General features: G+C 62.5%; 14 protein-coding genes. 7 read left to right on the plus strand and 7 right to left on the minus strand.

Annotation, left to right across the window (positions count from 1 at the left end; all coding sequences use genetic code 11):
• Positions 1 to 10: 10 nt before the first annotated feature.
• Complete coding sequence (gene ybeY, locus CTATCC11996_RS04445) at positions 11 to 469, plus strand: rRNA maturation RNase YbeY (RefSeq protein WP_003073568.1); 459 nt, start codon at positions 11 to 13, stop codon at positions 467 to 469.
• A gap of 145 nt (positions 470 to 614) precedes the next feature.
• On the opposite strand, the gene CTATCC11996_RS04450 is transcribed toward ybeY, so the two are convergent.
• Positions 615 to 1,598, minus strand: coding sequence for a Bug family tripartite tricarboxylate transporter substrate binding protein (locus tag CTATCC11996_RS04450; protein WP_003073570.1), 984 nt, complete (start codon positions 1,596 to 1,598; stop codon positions 615 to 617).
• A 192-nt stretch (positions 1,599 to 1,790) separates the two neighbouring features.
• On the opposite strand from CTATCC11996_RS04450, the gene CTATCC11996_RS04455 reads away from it, so the two are divergent.
• On the plus strand, positions 1,791 to 2,555 hold the full coding sequence (locus CTATCC11996_RS04455) for a sulfite exporter TauE/SafE family protein (protein ID WP_003073571.1): 765 nt from the start codon (positions 1,791 to 1,793) through the stop codon (positions 2,553 to 2,555).
• 122 nt (positions 2,556 to 2,677) lie between these two features.
• On the opposite strand, the gene dbpA is transcribed toward CTATCC11996_RS04455, so the two are convergent.
• Positions 2,678 to 4,087, minus strand: a complete 1,410-nt coding sequence (dbpA, locus tag CTATCC11996_RS04460) for an ATP-dependent RNA helicase DbpA (RefSeq protein ID WP_003073573.1) — start codon at positions 4,085 to 4,087, stop codon at positions 2,678 to 2,680.
• A gap of 163 nt (positions 4,088 to 4,250) precedes the next feature.
• Here dbpA and CTATCC11996_RS04465 point away from each other — a divergent pair, with 163 nt between their 5' ends.
• A complete protein-coding gene (locus tag CTATCC11996_RS04465; RefSeq protein ID WP_003073575.1) occupies positions 4,251 to 5,576 on the plus strand; it encodes an amidohydrolase in 1,326 nt (441 codons plus the stop codon).
• Between the two features lie 6 nt (positions 5,577 to 5,582).
• Here the strand turns inward: CTATCC11996_RS04465 and CTATCC11996_RS04470 are convergent, their stop codons facing one another.
• From CTATCC11996_RS04470 to CTATCC11996_RS04480, 3 genes are read right to left on the minus strand one after another with little or no spacing between them, the layout of a single operon-like run.
• Positions 5,583 to 7,367, minus strand: a complete 1,785-nt coding sequence (locus CTATCC11996_RS04470; protein ID WP_003073576.1) for a dipeptidase — start codon at positions 7,365 to 7,367, stop codon at positions 5,583 to 5,585.
• Between the two features lie 54 nt (positions 7,368 to 7,421).
• Positions 7,422 to 7,871: a D-aminoacyl-tRNA deacylase gene (gene dtd, locus CTATCC11996_RS04475; RefSeq protein WP_003073578.1), complete on the minus strand. Its 450-nt coding sequence runs from the start codon at positions 7,869 to 7,871 to the stop codon at positions 7,422 to 7,424.
• Entirely contained in the window at positions 7,868 to 8,842 is a 975-nt protein-coding gene (locus tag CTATCC11996_RS04480; RefSeq protein WP_003073580.1) for a cation diffusion facilitator family transporter, read from the minus strand. Before CTATCC11996_RS04480 ends, dtd begins: the two co-directional genes overlap by 4 nt.
• Positions 8,843 to 9,002: 160 nt before the next feature.
• Here CTATCC11996_RS04480 and CTATCC11996_RS04485 point away from each other — a divergent pair, with 160 nt between their 5' ends.
• Genes CTATCC11996_RS04485 through CTATCC11996_RS04495 form a run of 3 tightly spaced genes read left to right on the plus strand, consistent with a single transcriptional unit; the run spans position 9,003 to position 13,802 of the window.
• Positions 9,003 to 11,081, plus strand: a complete 2,079-nt coding sequence (locus tag CTATCC11996_RS04485) for a putative bifunctional diguanylate cyclase/phosphodiesterase (RefSeq protein ID WP_034348210.1) — start codon at positions 9,003 to 9,005, stop codon at positions 11,079 to 11,081.
• Positions 11,082 to 11,126: 45 nt separating this feature from the next.
• The gene (locus CTATCC11996_RS04490; protein WP_003073583.1) at positions 11,127 to 12,578 is read left to right on the plus strand and encodes an AMP nucleosidase; all 1,452 of its coding nucleotides are present in this window, start codon (positions 11,127 to 11,129) and stop codon (positions 12,576 to 12,578) included.
• A gap of 9 nt (positions 12,579 to 12,587) precedes the next feature.
• Positions 12,588 to 13,802: a GGDEF domain-containing protein gene (locus tag CTATCC11996_RS04495; protein WP_003073585.1), complete on the plus strand. Its 1,215-nt coding sequence runs from the start codon at positions 12,588 to 12,590 to the stop codon at positions 13,800 to 13,802.
• A 1-nt stretch (position 13,803) separates the two neighbouring features.
• Here CTATCC11996_RS04495 and CTATCC11996_RS04500 read toward each other — a convergent pair whose 3' ends face one another.
• Positions 13,804 to 15,396, minus strand: coding sequence for a GMC family oxidoreductase (locus tag CTATCC11996_RS04500; protein ID WP_003073586.1), 1,593 nt, complete (start codon positions 15,394 to 15,396; stop codon positions 13,804 to 13,806).
• 196 nt (positions 15,397 to 15,592) lie between these two features.
• Here CTATCC11996_RS04500 and CTATCC11996_RS04505 point away from each other — a divergent pair, with 196 nt between their 5' ends.
• Positions 15,593 to 16,441: a 3-hydroxybutyryl-CoA dehydrogenase gene (locus CTATCC11996_RS04505; protein WP_003050821.1), complete on the plus strand. Its 849-nt coding sequence runs from the start codon at positions 15,593 to 15,595 to the stop codon at positions 16,439 to 16,441.
• Between the two features lie 52 nt (positions 16,442 to 16,493).
• On the opposite strand, the gene CTATCC11996_RS04510 is transcribed toward CTATCC11996_RS04505, so the two are convergent.
• Positions 16,494 to 18,617: a radical SAM protein gene (locus CTATCC11996_RS04510; protein ID WP_003073589.1), complete on the minus strand. Its 2,124-nt coding sequence runs from the start codon at positions 18,615 to 18,617 to the stop codon at positions 16,494 to 16,496.
• Between the last annotated feature and the right edge of the window lie 128 nt (positions 18,618 to 18,745).

The following is an 18,745-nucleotide window of genomic DNA, read 5'->3' on the forward strand; positions in this document are numbered from 1 at the left end:
AAAAGCCAAAATGACCTTGAATCAACTGCAACTATCGCTGCAATTCGGCCCCAGCGCCGAGGCGGCCGCCCACCGCGAACTGCTCAGCCGCAGCCGCGTCACGCGCTGGATCCGCCATGCGCTGGCCGTGGATGCCGAGATCACGGTGCGCATCGTCGATGCCGAGGAAGGCCGCAAGCTCAACCGCGAGTACCGCAAAAAGGACTACGCGACCAATGTGCTGACCTTCGACTATCAGCAGGAGCCGTCCGTGATGGCCGATCTGGTGCTCTGCGCCCCCGTGGTGGAGCGCGAGGCCCAGGAGCAGAACAAGAGCCTGGAAGAGCATTACGCCCACCTGCTGGTGCATGGCACGCTGCATGCCCAGGGCTGGGACCACGAGACCAGCGAGGAAGACGCCGAAGAGATGGAGGCCTACGAGACCGACATCATGAAGGAGATGGGTTACGAGGACCCCTACGCCAAATAGCGGACAGGCATCGGCCCACGTGCCGTAGACTCCTGAAAACAGAGCTGCCTGCGCAGGTCAATCATGTATTTCAAAGGCTTTTAGCCTTGAAAATCAAGAATGACAGGCGCAGTCAGCTCTTTTTATGAGAGCACCCCGGCCGGGCTTACTCCACACTCAGGCCGATGCTGCGTACCAGTTGGGCCACGCGCACGTCTTCGGTCTTGATCTGTCTGGCAAACACCTGCTGGCCCTCGCCCACGGGAGTGATGCCCTGCTGCAGCAGGCTCTTGCGCAGCTCGGGGTCCTTGAGCGCCTTGTCAGTGTCCTGGGCGATGGTCTGGACCACGGCAGCCGGCGTGCCCTTGGGTGCGAACAGGCCGAACCAGGCGCCGGCCTCAAAGCCCTTGTAGTTCTCGGCCAGAGTCTGCACCTGGGGCAGCAGAGCATGACGCTGCAGGCCGGACACGGCCAGTGCCGTGAGCTTGCCGCTCTGGATCTGGGTGAGCGCCGGAGCGATCGCAATCAGCATCACATCGACCTGGCCGGCCAGCACATCCTGCAGACCCTGAGGACCGCCGCGATAGGGGATATGCGTGGCGAAAAAGCCTGCGCGCTGCTTGAACTGCTCCATGGCCAGGTGCTGGGCGCCGCCCGTGCCCGAGGAGGCGTAGTTGATCTTGCCCGGGTGCGATTTGGCGTAGGCCACAAAGTCCTGCAAGGTCTTGAAACCCCTCCTGGGGTTGGCCACCAGCACGAAGTCGGACTGGCCCAGCTTGGTCACCGGCACCAGGTCGTTCTTGACGTCATAGGGAAGATTGCGCTGCACATTGGGCATGATGGTGATGGCGCTGTCGCCGCCCACCAGCAAGGTGTAGCCATCGGGCTGGGCCTTGACCACGGAATCCACGGCCGAGACACCGCCGGCCGCGCCCTTGTTTTCCACCACGATGGCCTGCTTCCAGTCCCTGCCCACCAGATTGCCTACCTGGCGAGCCAGCAGATCCGGAGCGCTGCCAGGGCCGTTGGCCACCACCAGCCTGACCATGCGCGCCGGAAAGTCCGGCTGCTGTGCCATGGCTGCGCCCGATACACAGCTTGCGGCCAGCATGGTCCAAGCGGTGCGGGAGAGAAAACGGGGCAGATTCACGGCAAAACTCCTTAACTAAGGAGTTGATTGTCAAAACAATCACTTATTCCTCAAAATACTGTTTTCACATTCTTTTATTTCCAAAAATAATTAACTACGCAAGAAAAAGAAAAGAGGCGACACAGGCCAGCACCTAAGATCGACCCCAACCACAAGGCGCAAAGCCGATAGAGAAAATCAGGAGACAAGAACATGGAGAACCTGGGCCACCTCGCCCTTTTGCTGGCCGCAGCTTTCACGGCCGGCGCGCTCAACGCGGTCGCCGGCGGCGGCAGCTTTCTGACCCTTCCCGCGCTGGTCTTCACCGGCGTGCCGCCCGTGATTGCCAATGCCACGGGCACCGTGGCCCTGCTGCCGGGCTATATGGCGGGTGCATGGGGCTTCAAGGACGATATGCAGTCCCCGCCAGGCCTGTCCATGAAACAGGTGGTGGCGCTGTCCCTGATCGGCGGCTCTGCGGGTGCGGCGCTGCTGCTGTTCACGCCCGACGCCACCTTCCGCAAGGTCGTGCCCTGGCTGCTGCTGGCCGCCACCGCCATGTTCGCCTTCGGCCCGCAGTTGCGCGCCTGGGCTGCGGGCAAGAATGCCGCTCATGCCACCCCATCGATGGCCAAGGCCGCTGCAGGCATGCTGATCGTGGCCATCTATGGCGGCTACTTCAACGGCGGCCTGGGCATTTTGCTGCTGGCCTTGTTCGGCCTGCTGGGCCAGACCTCGCTCAACGCCATGAACGGCATGAAGAACCTAGTCTCGGCCCTGCTGACGGCGATTGCCGTGGTGATCTACGCCGTGGGCGGCATTGTGGAGTGGAAGCTGGCCCTGGTCATGATGGCGGCCGCCACCCTGGGCGGCTATCTGGGAGCGCGCGTGGCGCGCAGGATTGCGCCCCATGTCCTGCGCTGGGGCATTGTGGCCACGGGGCTGGTGATGGCAGGGCTGTTCTTCGCCAAAGGCTGAAGCGGCGTCCAAAGCAAAAAGCCTTCTCGTGACCGAGAAGGCTTTTTTGTGAGCATCCCGCGCTTTGTGGGAAAGCGCTGGAGATCAATTTGATGGACGGTGCTTAGAACGTGTTGACGTGCTTAGAGCAGCCGCGCCTTGACGGTCTTGCCCTTGACCTTGCCACCATTGAGCTTGGCGCAGGCCGCCGAGGCGATCTTGCGATCCACGGCCACATAGGTGGAAAAGTCGTTGACGCTGATCTTGCCGATCTGCTCGCGGCTGTAGCCGAAGTCGGCGCACATGGCGCCCATCACGTCGCCTGCGCGGATCTTTTCCTTGCGCCCGCCGATGATCTGGATGGTCATCATGGGCGGCAGCAGCTCGCCACCGGCGGCGGGCGTGAGCTCTTCCACGGGGAAGAACTGCGAAGCCCGGCCTTGCAGCTGCTCGATCTTGCCCACGCTGCCCATCTCGTCCATGGACACCAGATTCAGCGCCAGCCCTTCGGCATCGCCACGGCCCGTGCGGCCGATACGGTGGATATGAACCTCGGGGTCGGGCGTGACATCGACATTGATGACGGCCGACAGATCGGCAATGTCCAGGCCACGCGCCGCCACATCGGTAGCGACCAGCACGCTGCAGCTCTTGTTGGCAAACTGCACCAGCACCTCGTCGCGCTCGCGCTGCTCCAGCTCGCCGAAGAGGGCCAGAGCGCTGAAGCCCTGAGCCTGCAGCTCGCTCACCACGTCGCGGCATTGCTGCTTGGTGTTGCAAAAGGCAATGCTCGACTCGGGGCGGAAGTGCGCCAGCAGCTTGGCAACGGTGTCCACCTTGTCACGAGCGCCAACCTCGTACCAGCGCTGTGCGATCTTGCCGGCGCTGTGCTGGGTTGCGACCTTGACGGTCTGAGGATCGCGCATGAAGCGGCTGGCCAGCGAGGCAATGCCTTCGGGGTAGGTGGCCGAGAACAGCAAGGTCTGACGATCCGCCGGGCATTGGCGCACCACGGTTTCGATGTCGCCGAGAAAGCCCATGTCCAGCATGCGATCGGCCTCGTCCAGCACCAGGGTCTTGAGGTTGCCGATGTCGAGCTTGCCGCGCTCCATCAGATCCATCACGCGCCCGGGTGTACCGACGACGATGTGCGCGCCGTTTTCCAGCGAAGCGATCTGGTTGCGCGAGGGCACGCCGCCATAGACGGTGACGACCTTGATGTTGTCCTGCGCGCGCGCCAGGCGGCGGATCTCGGTGGCGACCTGGTCGGCCAGTTCGCGCGTGGGGCACAGCACCAGGGCCTGGACGGCAAACCAGCGCGGGTTCAGGCGGTCCACCATGGGCAGGCCGAAGGCAGCCGTCTTGCCGCTGCCGGTGCTGGCCTGGGCGATCAGGTCCTTGCCCTGCAGGGTCAACGGCAGGCTGGCGGCCTGGATGGGCGTCATCTGCGCATAGCCGAGCTGCTGGAGGTTGGCCAGCATTTCGGGGGACAGGGGCAGCGCCGAGAAAGCGGTGGAGTCAGAGGCCTGGGCGGCGCTGGTGGAGGTATTCATGGGAGCGGATTATCCCGGGCCTGCGCCGCAAAAGCCTTGAGCCATCGCTATTCACGGTGTCGTTTGCGGGTTGCCCCTCTTCAATTCGAGCCGGCCATGCTCCTAGTCTGAAAGCGCGGTCTTCAATGGCCGCCTCTGTTTGAAGCCAACCACAGACCCTCACATGCACCCTAGCCTTACCCGCAAGTTCTGCGCCGTCGCCACGCTGGCCTTCACCCTGGGCTCGACCCAGGCAGCAGAGCTGGATCCCCAGCCGCTCAAACCCCAGCTGCAGCAGCTGATCGCCCAGATGTATCCGCAGTTGCGCGGCATCTACGAAGACCTGCATGCCAACCCCGAGCTGGGCTTCCAGGAAACACGCACCGCCGCCAAGCTGGCTGCCGAGATGCGCAAGCTGGGCTTTGAAGTCACCGAGGGCATTGGCAAGACCGGCCTGGTCGCCATCTACCGCAATGGCGCGGGCCCCACCGTCATGGTACGCACCGAGCTGGACGCCCTGCCCATGGAGGAAAAAACCGGCCTGCCCTATGCGAGCAAGGCCAAGGCCCAGTACAACGGCAAGGAGAGCTTTGTCGCCCATAGCTGCGGCCACGACATGCACATGACCAGCTGGCTGGGCACTGCCCAGGCGCTGCTGGGCCTGAAGAAGCAATGGAAGGGCACGCTGATGTTCGTGGCCCAGCCGTCCGAGGAAACCGTGACCGGAGCCAAGGCCATGCTGGCCGACGGCCTGTTCCAGAAGTTCGGCAAGCCCGACTACGCCTTTGCGCTGCACACCGGCTCCATGCCTTATGGCACGGTGGGCTATGTGGCCGGGGCGGCGACCTCCAATTCGGACTCGCTGGACATCACGTTTCACGGTCGCGGCAGCCATGGCTCCATGCCCGACAAAGGCATAGACCCCGTGCTCATGGCCTCGCGCTTCGTGGTGAATGTGCAAGGCGTGATCAGCCGCGAAAAAGATCCCATGGAGTTCGGCGTGGTCACCGTGGGCGCCTTCAACTCGGGCAGCGCGGGCAATATCATTCCCGACCAGGCGCGGCTGCTCGGAACAATCCGCAGCTACAAGAGCGAGGTGCGCACAAAAATGCACGAAGGCATTGAGCGCACGGCCAAGGCCGAAGCCGCCATGTCGGGCGCTCCTGCACCCGAGGTCAAGCTGGTCAAGGGCTCGGATGCCGTGGTCAATGACGCGGCACTGGTAGGCCGCACGGTCAAGCTGTTCAAGGCCGCACTCGGCGACCGCAATGTGATCCCCATCTCACCCATCACGGCCAGCGAAGATTTCTCGGACTTCATCAATCAGGGCGTGCCATCCATGTTCTACACCCTGGGCGTGTACGACCCCAAGAAGGTGGCCGAGGCCAGTCAGCCCGGCGGCAAGCCGCTGCCCTTCAATCACTCACCCTTCTTCGCCCCAGAACCCGAACCCACGTTCAAGACCGGCGTGGAAACCATGACCCTGGCGGTCATGAACGTGATGCAGTAAGCAGCGTCACTGCATCTGCTGCAGATTGCCGATGCGCACCAGCATCTCGGTGAACATCTGCATGTCCGTGCGCAGATCCGGCAGCTCCTGGTACTCCAGCGCATTGTGGGCCGTGTACTTCTTGCCAGGCATGGCCGGGCCGAAGTTGATGGCGTTGGGCATGAGCTTGGCCGTGGTGCTGCCTGCGGTCGGCACGGGCCTGGCGTCCAGTCCCGTGGTGTCGCCAAAGATATTGAGCAGGGTGCTCAGCCATGCGCCCTTGGGATCGCGGGCCATCCAGTTGCCCTGGGTGTACTGCACGCTGACCGGCACCTTGGCCGCCTCACTCCAGCGGGCAATGCCCTGCTCCACCTCGGCGCGCAGTTGCTCCGGCGTCTTGCCTCGCGGCATGCGCGCATTGGCAGTCACCTCCAGCTTGCCGTCCGCGGACTTGATGAGATTGGGCGACAGCGTGAGCGGCCCCATGAAATCATCGGCATAGGCGATGCCCAGCTGCCGGCCCAGATAGTCCAGGCCGAACACGCCATTGATATAGCGCACGGCCTGGCTGTACTGATTGGGCTGCACCAGTGCTGCGCCCTGATCCGGCATCAGGCTCTGCTGCAGGAACAGCGCCAGGCGCGGCACGGGATTCACCCCTTCCTCGGGGCGCGAGCCGTGAGCGGAAGCACCGCTGACCTTGACCGTGACCTGCCCCTCGGCGCGCTGCACATCGATGGAGAACTTCCCCTGCGCCTCATGCCTGCGCACAAAGTCGTCCTTGTCCTTGGACAGCCGCTGCGCGATCTGATCCAGCGCAGCCGCATCGGTGGCAGAGACGGTGGCGGAGGCCGTCTGCGCAATGGAGTTGGCCGAGGCGGCGCCGGCCATGGCGGTGATGGCGGGCTTGGCGGCATCCACGGGAACATCCGCAAACAAGGCCTTGAGCGCGCCCGTGCCCTTTTCAGCGACCACGGCCGGGTACTTGCTGTCCAGCACGATGTTGTACTGCGGCAGCGAGGTCTTGCTCTGGTAGTACTTCATGGCATCGCCGCCGGTTTCCTCGGTGGTCTCTATCATCAGACGAATGCTGCGCGACAGCGGCAGACCGCTGTCCTTGACCGCCTTCATCGCATACAGCACGGTGGCGATGGAGCCCTTGTCGTCAATCGTGCCGCGCCCATAAAGCCGATCGCCCACGCGGGTGACCCGGAACGGATTGATCTGCTTGCCATCCAGTACCCACTCGGCAGCCACCACCGGCACCACATCGGCATGGGTCAGGATGCCGAACTCGGAGGCCTCGCTGGTGCGGCTCGCCGCATTGGCAGGCAGCGTCACTTCAAAGATGCGGTTGTCCACATTGCGAAAGCGCAGCCCGAACTCGGCTGCCATGGACGCAACGAGCTTGCCGAAATCCAGGATGGCCGGACTCTCATGCGCAGGCACCTTGGGATCGCGCACCGTGGGCAGCGCCACCATGCGCTGCAGGCTCTCCAGCACCGCCGTCTCTTGTGTCACACGGTTGTACACCCCCAGCAATCGGGCGATATCCGCGAGCTGGCCGTCCGACAGAGATTGGCCGAGCATGTAGCGCTGCACGGCTGCCGCCACGCCAGGCTCGGCCTTTGCAGCCTGCTGCGCAAAGGCCTTGAAGGATTCGGGCGGGGTCGCAGCGGATGACGCAATTAGTGCCTCCAACGCGGGTTTCTTCAAGGTCTGCGCCTGGATGGGCAGACTGGCGCCTGCAACCAGACTCAAGGTCAGGCTCGCAGCGAGGATCGGCAAAGAGGGCTTGCAGGATTTCTTCATGGACAGCTTTTGCAGGAATCGTTGTGGTGAATGTAGTCTCAGGCTTGACTTCGTCTATACCTGAGGCTCCATGCGCATGGGGATGGTCACGGGCCCGTCATTGACCAGATGCACCTGCATGTCGGCGGCGAACTCGCCGGTCTGCACCTGAGCGTGGGCAAGCCTGGCCTGGTTCACAAAGTAGTCGTAGAGGCGCCGACCTTCGCCAGGCTCGGCAGCTGCAGTGAAGCTGGGGCGATTGCCGCCCCTGGTGTCGGCCGCGAGCGTGAACTGGCTGACCACCAGCAGCCCTCCGCCAATGTCCTGCAGGCTTTTGTTCATCTTGCCGGCCTCGTCGCTGAATATGCGCAGCTTGAGCATCTTGGCCAGCAGCTTGTCGGCCTCGGCCTCGGTATCGCCGCGCTCGGCACAGACCAGCGCCAGCAAGCCCTGGTCGATCTGGCCCGTAATACGACCGCCGACCTCCACGCGCGCCTGCTTGACGCGCTGAATCACACTCATCATGTACTTAAACCTTCCTTGGCCGTGCCTTGTGCTGCGCCGCCCTGCTCTCCGTCAGCCACTTCGCTGACCGTGTTCATGCCCATGGGCAGCAGCTCGATGCGGGCATACAGGCCTGGAATGGCCTGCAGCAGCGCGGCTTCAATCTCGGAACGCAATTGTGCCGCTCGCTGCACGCTCCACTGGCCGGGAACATGCATGTGGAAGTCCACAAAGCTGCGCTCCCCCGCCTGGCGGCTGGAGATGTTGTCAAAGTTCACACCCTCGTTGCGCTTGGCATAGCCATCCAGCAAAGTGTCAATCCTGAGGCGCTGCGGCGCATCCAGCGCCTGATCCATCAGTCCTTGCGAGGACTGCCAGACCAGTTGCACACCCTGCACGCAGATATGCACAGCCACTGCCAGAGCCACCAGTGCATCCACCCACAGCCAGCCCGTCAAGGCGGCGGCCAGCAGCCCGACCACCACGCCCACCGAAGTCCAGACATCGGTCAGCAGATGCCGCGCATCGCCCTCCAGTGCCATGGAGCGGTATTTACGTGAAGAGCGCAACATGACCCAGGCCAGCAGCCCGTTGAAGACGGTGCTGAGTAGCGACAGCATCAGGCCCCAGCTCAGCTGCTCCAGGGGTTGCGGGTTCCACAGCCGCGACAGCGCCGCCCAGGCAATCGCCAGGCTGGCACCTATGACCAACACCCCCTCAAAACCGGCCGAGAAGTACTCCGCCTTGTAATGCCCATAAGGGTGTTCGGTATCCGCCGGTCGCTTGGCCACGGTCACCATGGTCAGAGCAAACATGGCTCCGGCCAGATTCACAAAGGACTCCAGCGCATCGGACAGCAGGCCTACCGAGCCGGTCAGCCACCAGGCCAGGGTCTTGAGCACAATGGTGAGCAGTGCCACCACTACGGACAGGCGCAGCAGATTGTGCGGCTGCAGCCATGTTGAAGAGCTTGAGAGGTCGGATTTGAGCATGTTCTGGTTCCTGAGCCTCTATATCACCAAGTGCTTTGATACATCAATAGTCTTTGCCAGTTGTCTGAAAAGCAATTCACAATCCCTTATCGTGATGGACATGTCATGGTCGAGGCTGACCTGATTCCTATATAAATACTCCCAGAGAAAAGGGAGGCGCATGCCTGATACGTTGATAGCACAGCAACCGAGGGATGAGGACGCCATTCTTCGACTGGTGGCCGATACAGCGCCCGCTATGCTGGCTTATTTTGATGCCGGCACACGCGCCTGTCGCTTTGCCAACGCGCGCTATGCAGAGCACTTTGGCCACACCATGCAAACCATAGTGGGCATGGACGTGCGTGACATCGTGGGCGAGCTGGTCTGGACACAGATCGAACCTTATCTGGACTCCGTGGCCGTCGACAACACCCAGACGCTGCGCTACACCCGCCAGGTCGAAAACGAGATTGGCCGGCTGCAACACATCGAGGCAGTACTGCGCCCTCATGAGGAAAAAGGCGTACTCAAAGGGGTCGTGGCGCTGATGACCGATGTCAGCCACCACCATCTGGCGACACAACAGATACGCGACAGCGAAGAGCGCATGCGCAAGTTTGCCGCCATCACCACCGAAGCCATCGTGCTGCATCGCGACGGCATCATCATGGACGGCAATGATGCGCTTTCCCGGCTGGTTGGCTACTCGCTTGGCGAGCTGCGCGGCACGCCGGTTCTCGATTACGTGGCGCCCGAGGCGCGTCTGCGAGCGCTGCAGAACATGCGCAGCGAGCGCGAAGATCGTCTTGAGTCCGTGGTCGTGCACAAGAACGGCCAACTCATCCCCGTCGAGATAGAGGCCTCCACCATGCCTGGAGAAAAGGACAGGCATCGCATCGTCCTGCTGCGCGACCTGACCGCAAACCTCCAGACCCGCCAGCGCATGGACTATCTGACCCAGCATGACCTGCTGACGCATCTGCCCAACCGGGCACGTCTGAACCATTTGCTGGCCGATGCCATCGCCAGGGCTGCCGGCGAGCAATCGCGGCTGGCGGTGCTGTCGCTGGACCTGGACCAATTCAAGTCGGTGAACGATTCGCTCAGTCATCAGGCTGGAGATCTGCTGCTGTGCGAGCTGGCGCAGCGGCTCAGAAGCACTGTAGGTGCTCAGGATATCGTGGCCCGCACCGGCAGCGACGACTTTGTGGTCGTGCTGCCAGACAACCCCGGCCTGCTGGAGACAGAGGCCCTGCTGGCACGACTGCGCGCGACTGCAGAGGCACCCTATCTGATAGAGGGCACCCAGTTGGTGATCTCCGTCAGTGTCGGCGTCGCCATGTATCCCAAGGACGGGAAATGCCCGGCATCCCTGCTGAGCAATGCCGAGGCTGCCATGCAGATGGCCAAGAGTCACGGCCGCAGCTTCTCCCAGTTCTACACTCCTGCACTCGAGAGCCGCGCAACACGCATGCTGATGCAGGAGCAGATGCTGCGCAACGCCGTGGAACGCGGTGAGTTCGAGCTGCATTACCAGCCACAGACTCTCATGCAGACGGGCGAGCTTTCAGGCTTCGAAGCCCTGGTGCGCTGGAAGCACCCGCACCGTGGCCTGGTCTCGCCCGACGAGTTCATCGGCTTTGCCGAAAACCGGGGGCTGATCGCAGCCGTGGACCGCTGGGTGCTCTATCAGGCCTGTCGTCAAGCCCGTGCCTGGCAGCAGCAAGGATTTCCCCCTATCCCTGTGGCAGTCAACCTGTCGGCACAGGAATTCCGCCAGCGCGATGTCGTCAAGGAAGTGGCACAGGCCCTGGCCGACACGGGGCTGGACGCCTGCTATCTGCACATCGAGGTCACAGAAACCACGCTGATGCTCTCGGGCAACCAGATGCAGCAGACTCTGCACGCCCTCAAGGCACTTGGCGTGGGACTGGCCATCGACGATTTCGGTACCGGCTACTCGTCTCTGGCCTATCTGCGCAAGCACCCCATAGACCGGCTCAAGATCGACCGCTCATTCGTGACCGATCTGCCCCACAACCCGGATGCCGCCGCCATTGTCAATGCCATCGTGCAGATGGGCCAGAGCCTGCATCTGGAGATTCTGGCCGAGGGTGTGGAAAGCACTGAACAGCTGCAACTTCTGAGAGAGATGGGCTGTGCCATGATGCAAGGGTTTCTCGTGTCAGCGCCATTACCTGCCGAGCAGGCTTCGGCATGGATGTCGCAACACTGTCAACTGCTACAAAGACAATAGTGCATGGCCTCGAATACACCGACACCCTCTCATAAAAGCAGCAGCATGTTCCATACGGATGCCCCTCAGGCATTGGCCCATGTGCAGCAGCTGTACCGCGAGCAAATCGACCATCTGCGAGCTGCCATGCAGCGTTTCGTGGCGGGTGAAACTCCGGCCGCGCCCATTCATGCCTACTACCCGTTTGTACGCATCAAGACCACCACGGTGGCGCAAGCCGATACCAAGCTGACCTACGGCTTTGTGGAAGGCCCAGGCACCTACGAGGCCACGCTGACCCGGCCCGACCTGTTTGCCAGCTACTTCGGCGAGCAACTGCGCCTGCTGATCCTGCACCACCAGGTCCCTATCGAAGTAGGCCTCAGCGACAAGCCCATCCCGATTCATTTCTCTTTCGCTGACAACGACCATATCGAAGGCTCGCTCTCGCCAGAGCGCCGCATGCTGATGCGCGATGTGTTCGATCTGCCGGATCTGGAGTCCATGGACGACGGCATCGCCAACGGCACCTGGCGCGCGGCGGCAGGCGAGGCCCTGCCTCTGTCGCTGTTCACCGCCCCGCGCGTGGATTACTCGCTGCATCGCCTGCGCCACTACACAGGCACGGCCCCCGACTGGTTTCAGAACTTCGTGCTGTTCACCAACTACCAGTTCTATATCGACGAATTCATCCGCCTGGGTCACGCCGAAATGGCCAAGGAGGACAGCGAATACATTGCCTTCGTCGAGCCTGGCAATGTGGTGACCCGCCGCGCAGGCCTGCCTGCAGAAGCCGTTGACGAACTTGGCACGGCGCCGCCGCGCCTGCCGCAGATGCCGGGCTACCACCTGGTGCGCACTGACAACAGCGGCATCACCATGGTCAACATCGGAGTGGGCCCGGCCAATGCCAAGACCATCACCGACCACATCGCCGTGCTGCGCCCTCATGCCTGGATGATGCTGGGCCACTGCGCGGGCCTGCGCAACAGCCAGCAACTGGGCGACTATGTACTGGCCCACGCCTATGTGCGTGAAGACCATGTGCTGGACGAAGAGCTTCCTCTGTGGGTGCCGATTCCTGCGCTGGCCGAAATCCAGGTCGCGCTGCAGCAGGCCGTGGCCGATGTCACGCAGATGGAGCGTGCCGACCTCAAGCGAATCATGCGCACCGGCACCGTGGCCAGCACCGATAACCGCAACTGGGAACTGCTGCCCGACAACCTGCCCCAGCGTCGCTTCAGCCAGAGCAGAGCCGTGGCGCTGGATATGGAGTCGGCCACCATTGCCGCCAACGGCTTCCGCTTCCGCGTGCCCTACGGCACCTTGCTGTGCGTGAGCGACAAGCCGCTGCACGGCGAGATCAAGCTGCCTGGCATGGCCAACCATTTCTATCGAGAGCGTGTGGACCAGCACCTGCGCATCGGCATGCGTGCCGTCGACATACTGCGCGAAGGCGGCTCCGACCGCCTGCACAGCCGCAAGCTGCGCAGCTTTGACGAAGTGGCCTTCCAGTAGAGCCCAGCCATGCCGGAGGCCGACCAGTTTTCCATGACATTGATGGTGGCCGTCAATTTGATGACGGTCGCTTTTGCACTGCCATGGTTTATGGGTCAGCAAATGAGCCGGGCAGCCAGAAATGCTCAGCAATTCCTGCTTTTGCAGGGGCTGGCCTGGCTGCTCGTCTTCTGCGCCGGCCATGTACTACCCTTCACATGGAATGCGCTGCTGTCGATCTCCAGCGCCGCTGTTGCAACCGGTGCACTGTGGCAGCTGCATAAAGCACTCAAGGGCTGGCTTGGACCTCGCAACAAGATACTCACCCGCTCCCTGGCCGTGCTGTGCCTGCTGACACTTGCGGGCGTGCTGGTTCTGATTGAGAGCAAGCCCTACCGGCTGGCTTGGTTCAATATCAGCTACGGCTTGAGCCTTGCCACCCTGGTCTGCCTGACCTTATCGCCGCAAACCAACTCCGCCACGGCCTGGCGATATCTGCTACTGGGTGCGGGCCTTTGCGTCGCCAGCATTCTGGTCATACGCGGCTACTTCACCTTGCACGCTCCCTGGCTGCACAGCTTTGCAGAGGAACCCAGTCCACATATGCTGCTTTCGTGGCTGATCCCCATAGGTTCAGCCATTTTTTTCGTATCGATCCTGATGGCTTGCCGTGACGAAGAAGTCCGTCAGCGATCTGCCAACGCACCAGAGGACAGCCTGACCGGCCTGCCGCTGCGCCAGGCCATCAAGAACCAGGCCCGCTTCATGCTTAACAGAGCTCGGCGCGAAGGCCTGCCTCTGGCCTTGATTCTGATCGACATGGATCACTTTTCCCGGGTCAACAGCCGCCATGGCTATCAGGCCGGAGATGCGGCGCTGCAGCTCATGTCACGCACTCTGCGAAAGCAGATGCGCGGCGACGAGGTCGTGGCCAGATGGCAGGGGGAATCCTTTTGCCTGCTGATTCACGCCGACCAATTGGGTGTCATGTCGCTGCTGACCCGCATCCAGTCCGCATTCCAGATCGGCGCGCAGTACGAACTGCAGATGGATCTGGACTTCAGCGCGGGTTGCGCCCTGGTCCCTTCAGCCTGGAGGAGCCTGAGCCTCAACGAGCTGGCCAGCCATGCCGGAGCCGCCCTGCAACAAGCCAAGAATCAGGGCCGGGGAAGGGTGGAATGCACCACTCTGACACCTCCGCCCGGCGAGGATCATGCCCCCTCCGACCTGACTCCGCTGGCCTGAGTCAGTACGTGGCCTTGATCAGATCTGCAGCCTTCTCGGCAATCATGATGGTCGGCGCATTCGTATTGCCGCTCACGATGCGCGGCATGACCGATGCATCGACCACGCGCAGCCCCTGCACACCATGCACCAGCAAGCGGGCATCAACCACATCCTTAGCGCCTGGCCCCATGCGGCAGCTGCCCACGGGGTGATAGATGGTGTCGGCGTAACGGCGGATGAACTGCTCGATCTCCTCGTCGCTGCGCGCGCCTGCCGAATACTCCAGCTCCCGCCCCTCGAAGCGGGCCAAGGCCGGCTGATCGAGAATTTCGCGCATGCGGCGTACGCCGTGCACCATGCGCTGCATGTCCTCGGCCTCGGCAAAGAAGGCCGGGTCTATGAGAGGCATGGTGCCCGCATCGGCAGAGGCGAGCTTCACGCTGCCCCGACTCCTTGGCTGCAGCAGGCAGACATGGCAGGAGTAGCCATGGCCCAACAAGGTCTTGCGGCCATGATCGACCAGTTTGCCCACCACAAAATGCAGCTGCAGATCGGGCACCGGCTCCTGGGGCCGGCTGCGGATAAAGCCGCCGGCTTCGGCGAAATTGCTGGTCAGCAGGCCCCGGCGCTCATGGCGCCAGCGACCCATGCCCTGCCAGACATTCCTGAGACCGGCGAGCGAAATGCCGAAGCTGTCCTTGAGCTGCGGGCCGTCCACCACCTGCACCACATCGGGATGGTCGTGCAGATGCTCACCCACTCCCGGCAGGTGGTGGACGACATCGATGCCCAGCTGCTGCAGATGCTCCCCCGGCCCTATGCCCGAGAGCATCAGCAGCTGCGGCGACTGCAGTGCGCCGGCACAGAGCAGGACCTCGCGCCGGCAGAGCAGTTGTCTGGCATGACCCCCCTGCACGTATTCCACGCCGACAGCCTTGCGCCCGTCCATCAGGATCCGCCGCACCTGGGCTGCGGTGATGATTTCCAGATTGGACCGGCTGCCGCGCACCGGCATCAGATAAGCCTTGGCCGCACTGCAGCGCTCGCCCTTGTGGTGCGTGACCTGATACAGACCCACGCCCTCCTGAGCTGTGCCGTTGAAGTCCGGATTGTGCGCATGACCGGCCTGCACGCCTGCGCGCACAAAGGCCTGCGCCAGCGGATTCGGGTCGCAGAGATCGCTGACATGCAAAGGGCCGCTTGCGCCATGCAGCACATCTGCACCGCGCGCATTGCATTCGGCCTTCAGAAAATAGGGCAGAACATCGCTCCAACCCCAGCCTGGATTGCCCTGAGCGCTCCAATATTCGTAGTCCGCGGGCTGGCCGCGCAGATAGATCATGGCATTGATGGAGCTGGAGCCGCCCAGCACCTTGCCGCGCGGCTGGTAGCCCCGCCGACCATTGAGGCCGGCCTGCGGCACTGTGCTCATGGCCCAGTTGAAGTTTTTCTGCTTGGCCATCAGCGCCAGCCCTGCCGGGCAGTGGATGAGCACGCTTTTGTCTTCGCCACCCGCCTCCAGCAAGGTCACGCTGACCTGCGGGTTCTCGCTGAGCCTGGCTGCCAGCACCGCACCAGCGGAGCCGCCTCCCACTACCAGATAGTCACGCATGTCCGCACTCCTTTTGCTGCAAATTCTGACCAGAGGTCTGTAGCGGCGAAACGCGGAAAAACACGGTCGTGCAGAAAAAACACTGTCATCGTGATGACTCTTAACACGCCAACCATGCCCGACTAGGGTCAAACCCGGTCAGAACCGGGATAACATTTTCCTGTTCAACCGCACTTATCTGAATGGAGACAAATAGATGGCAATCCAAACCGTAGGCATCATCGGCGCCGGCACCATGGGCAACGGCATCGCGCAGGCTTGCGCCGTGTCGGGCATCGACGTGGTGATGGTGGACATCTCCGAGGCCGCCGTGCAAAAAGGCCTGGCCACCGTGGCCGGCAGCCTGGACCGCCTGATCAAGAAGGAAAAGATCAGCGAAGCCGACAAGAGCGCAGCGCTGGCACGCATCAAGACCTCGACCAGCTACGACGATCTGAAGTCGGCACAGTTGGTGATCGAAGCCGCCACCGAGAATTACGAGCTCAAGGTCAAGATCCTCAAGCAGCTCGATACCCTGCTGGCACAGGACGTGATCGTTGCCACCAACACCTCGTCCATCTCCATCACCCAGCTGGCGGCCGCCACCCAGCGTGCCGACAAGTTCATCGGCATGCATTTCTTCAACCCCGTGCCCATGATGGCCCTGGTGGAGATCATCCGTGGCCTGCAGACCAGCGACGCCACCCACGATGCGGTCAAGGCCTTGTCGGAAAAACTGGGCAAGTCGCCCATCACCGTCAAGAACGCTCCCGGCTTTGTGGTCAACCGCATTCTGGTGCCCATGATCAACGAGGCCTTCCAGGTGCTCAGCGAAGGCACGGCCTCGGCCGAGGACATCGACGCCGGCATGAAGCTGGGCTGCAACCAGCCGATTGGCCCGCTGGCCCTGGCCGACATGATCGGTCTGGACGTCTGCCTGGCCGTGATGGAGGTCTATCTCAAGGAATTCGGCGACAGCAAGTACCGCCCCTGCTTCCTGCTGCGCGAAATGGTGGCCGCCGGCCGTCTGGGCCGCAAGACCGGCCAGGGCGTCTACACCTACTGATCTACGGTCGCTGGCTCGGTCAGGAAGCTAGGGCCAGCAAGGCCCACTCGCACTACTCCCGAACCTCTGCCAGCAGCCGACGCACAGCCATCGCCAGAGCCTGAGGCTCGCTGACCCAGAAATGGGTTGTTGCGCCCAGTCTTTGCGCCGCTTGCTTTAAGGTCTCCAGCACCCGCTCAGGCTGGGTGCTGGTCACGCGCACCTGGGCTGCGCCTCGGTAGCCCTGCGCCACCTGCAACTGCTCACCGGGCCAAAGGCTTAGCCGCAGCTCATCCTGCAATAGCTCAATGTCGATGGGTGGCTGCATCGCACGCTTGCCTTTTTGTCTGGGCAACTCAGGCAGCACCAACCGCGCGCTCACCTGCAGCTCAGCAGTATCCAAGGCCCCGACCGTCGCCCCCTGGCGATACGCGAGCACCGCAAGCCGCTTACGCCGGCTCAGGCCTGAGATCAGCACACAATCTGCAGCCACAGTCACTTCGGCCTCGGTCACCATCTGGGCAAAATGCGCTGCTTTCTTCTGCGCCACCACAGGGTCACCATCCCAGAACTGCAGCACCAGCCTCGGCGTCTGATGAATTTGCGCACCGAGCCGCTTCATCACCTCCAGCATGTTCTCGCTGCTGACAATATCAGAGTGCACTTCAACGGCCAGAGGGCGCCCATCAGCCAAAGATTCCAGCTTGCGCTTGCAAGCCTCCAGCTCGCCCTCTTGCCCCATCAGGCCCATGGCCAGCAACAGCGTATCGCCATAAACAAACGGCCGGGCCTGGAATTCATCAGCCCACTCGACTGCAGCGAGCTTGAGGGCTTCAGCTGCACCGGCGGTGCGCACTGCCGCCAGCAGCGTCACCTCATGGCTGTGTATGCCACCGGACATCGACGCTGCACCCTGCTTCCAGGCCAGCGCCCGCAGCTCGGGGAACTGGTCTTCCAGACCGTAGCCCATTGCCAGCACCGATCGGCCAATGGCCAGCAAATCGCGCGGCATCTCGCCATAGGCCAGCCCCGGCCCGGCCACGGCCTGCGCCTGAAAGAGCTGCTGCCATTCAGGTGCATAGTCTGCTTGCGGCCTCCAGGCTGGCAGCAGCTGCGCCAGATAGCTGTTGGCATCGCTAATGGTGTTGAACTTGGCCACCATCACACATTCGCCACTGTTATTGCCCGAAAACGCCTGCCACACCCGTATGGATGGCGCCGCGGCATGGGCGCGCTGCGCTTGCGGCACGCCAGCCCGTTTGCGGCCCGCACAGCCATGACGCAAACTGGGCTGGGCCAGACGCGAGCGCTGATGCTGCCAGCCCGCCAGAATCTCCTGCGCATTGCGCGCGGGCAGGCCGCCATCGTGGAACGAGCAACCCTGCATGCGCTGATCAGGAGTGATGGACACAAAATCCACGCCCGCGCCGCAGTCCCCGCTACCGTCCGCTCCATCAAACAAGCGAGGCAATGGAACGGTATCGCCAAAGCACACAGAAAGGCGGCAAGGCAGTGGAGCATCCTGCACCATGGCCGCCAGTTGCAGCCGCCCCTCAGCCGTCAAATGCCTGCGCATATCGGCACCGATATACGAGAGCAGCGACACATCGTGGCAACCCAGTGCCGCCAACTCCCCCAGCAGACTGGGCAGCATAGTCAGCACTGCCGCATCGACCAGCAGATTAGCGCCCCATCTTTGCCCATAGCTGGACAAAACCTGCGCCGTATCGCGCCAGCGCGGGTCGTCATAAAGAGAGATGCGCACCTGCCCCAAGCGGCCCGCATACGCCGCAAAGCTGCCTGGGCGAATCAGCAGGCCATTGGTGGTGACATTCAGCGCCAGCGGCGTGGTTTCATGCAACTGCTGAACCAGATCGGCAAAGCCGCGAAAGACAAAAGGCTCGCCGCCGCCAAACGCAACCTCCAACACACCGGCTGCGCTCAGGTCTTGCAGCACCTGCGCGGCGGAATCGACCGTCCATGCGCTCTCGCGCTGCACATCGCGTGAGCAGAAATCACAGCTCAGATTGCATTTATTGGTAATGCCAAACATGGCCACCCGGGGTGCCACGCGCTGCAGATGCCGGGTTTCAGCGTTTTCAATGCGGATGCTGGTGCCGCTTTCCGGGTGGAAACGCAGCAGCGCGCCATCCAGCGGGTAGTCTCTGAACAGTTGACGGTGCGGCGCTTCTGGCATCTTTTTTCCAATTCGTGGGATCACGCCCAAAGCATAGCTGCGTGCAAGGCGTTGGCGTTAACACCTAGCTCTGCAAGCGATGACTCGTCCTGTATGCGACTGCTGCAGAAACCGCTGCGGTCTATTGT

Origin of the sequence: Comamonas testosteroni ATCC 11996 (assembly GCF_000241525.1) — a bacterium.
Taxonomy (GTDB): domain Bacteria; phylum Pseudomonadota; class Gammaproteobacteria; order Burkholderiales; family Burkholderiaceae_C; genus Comamonas; species Comamonas testosteroni.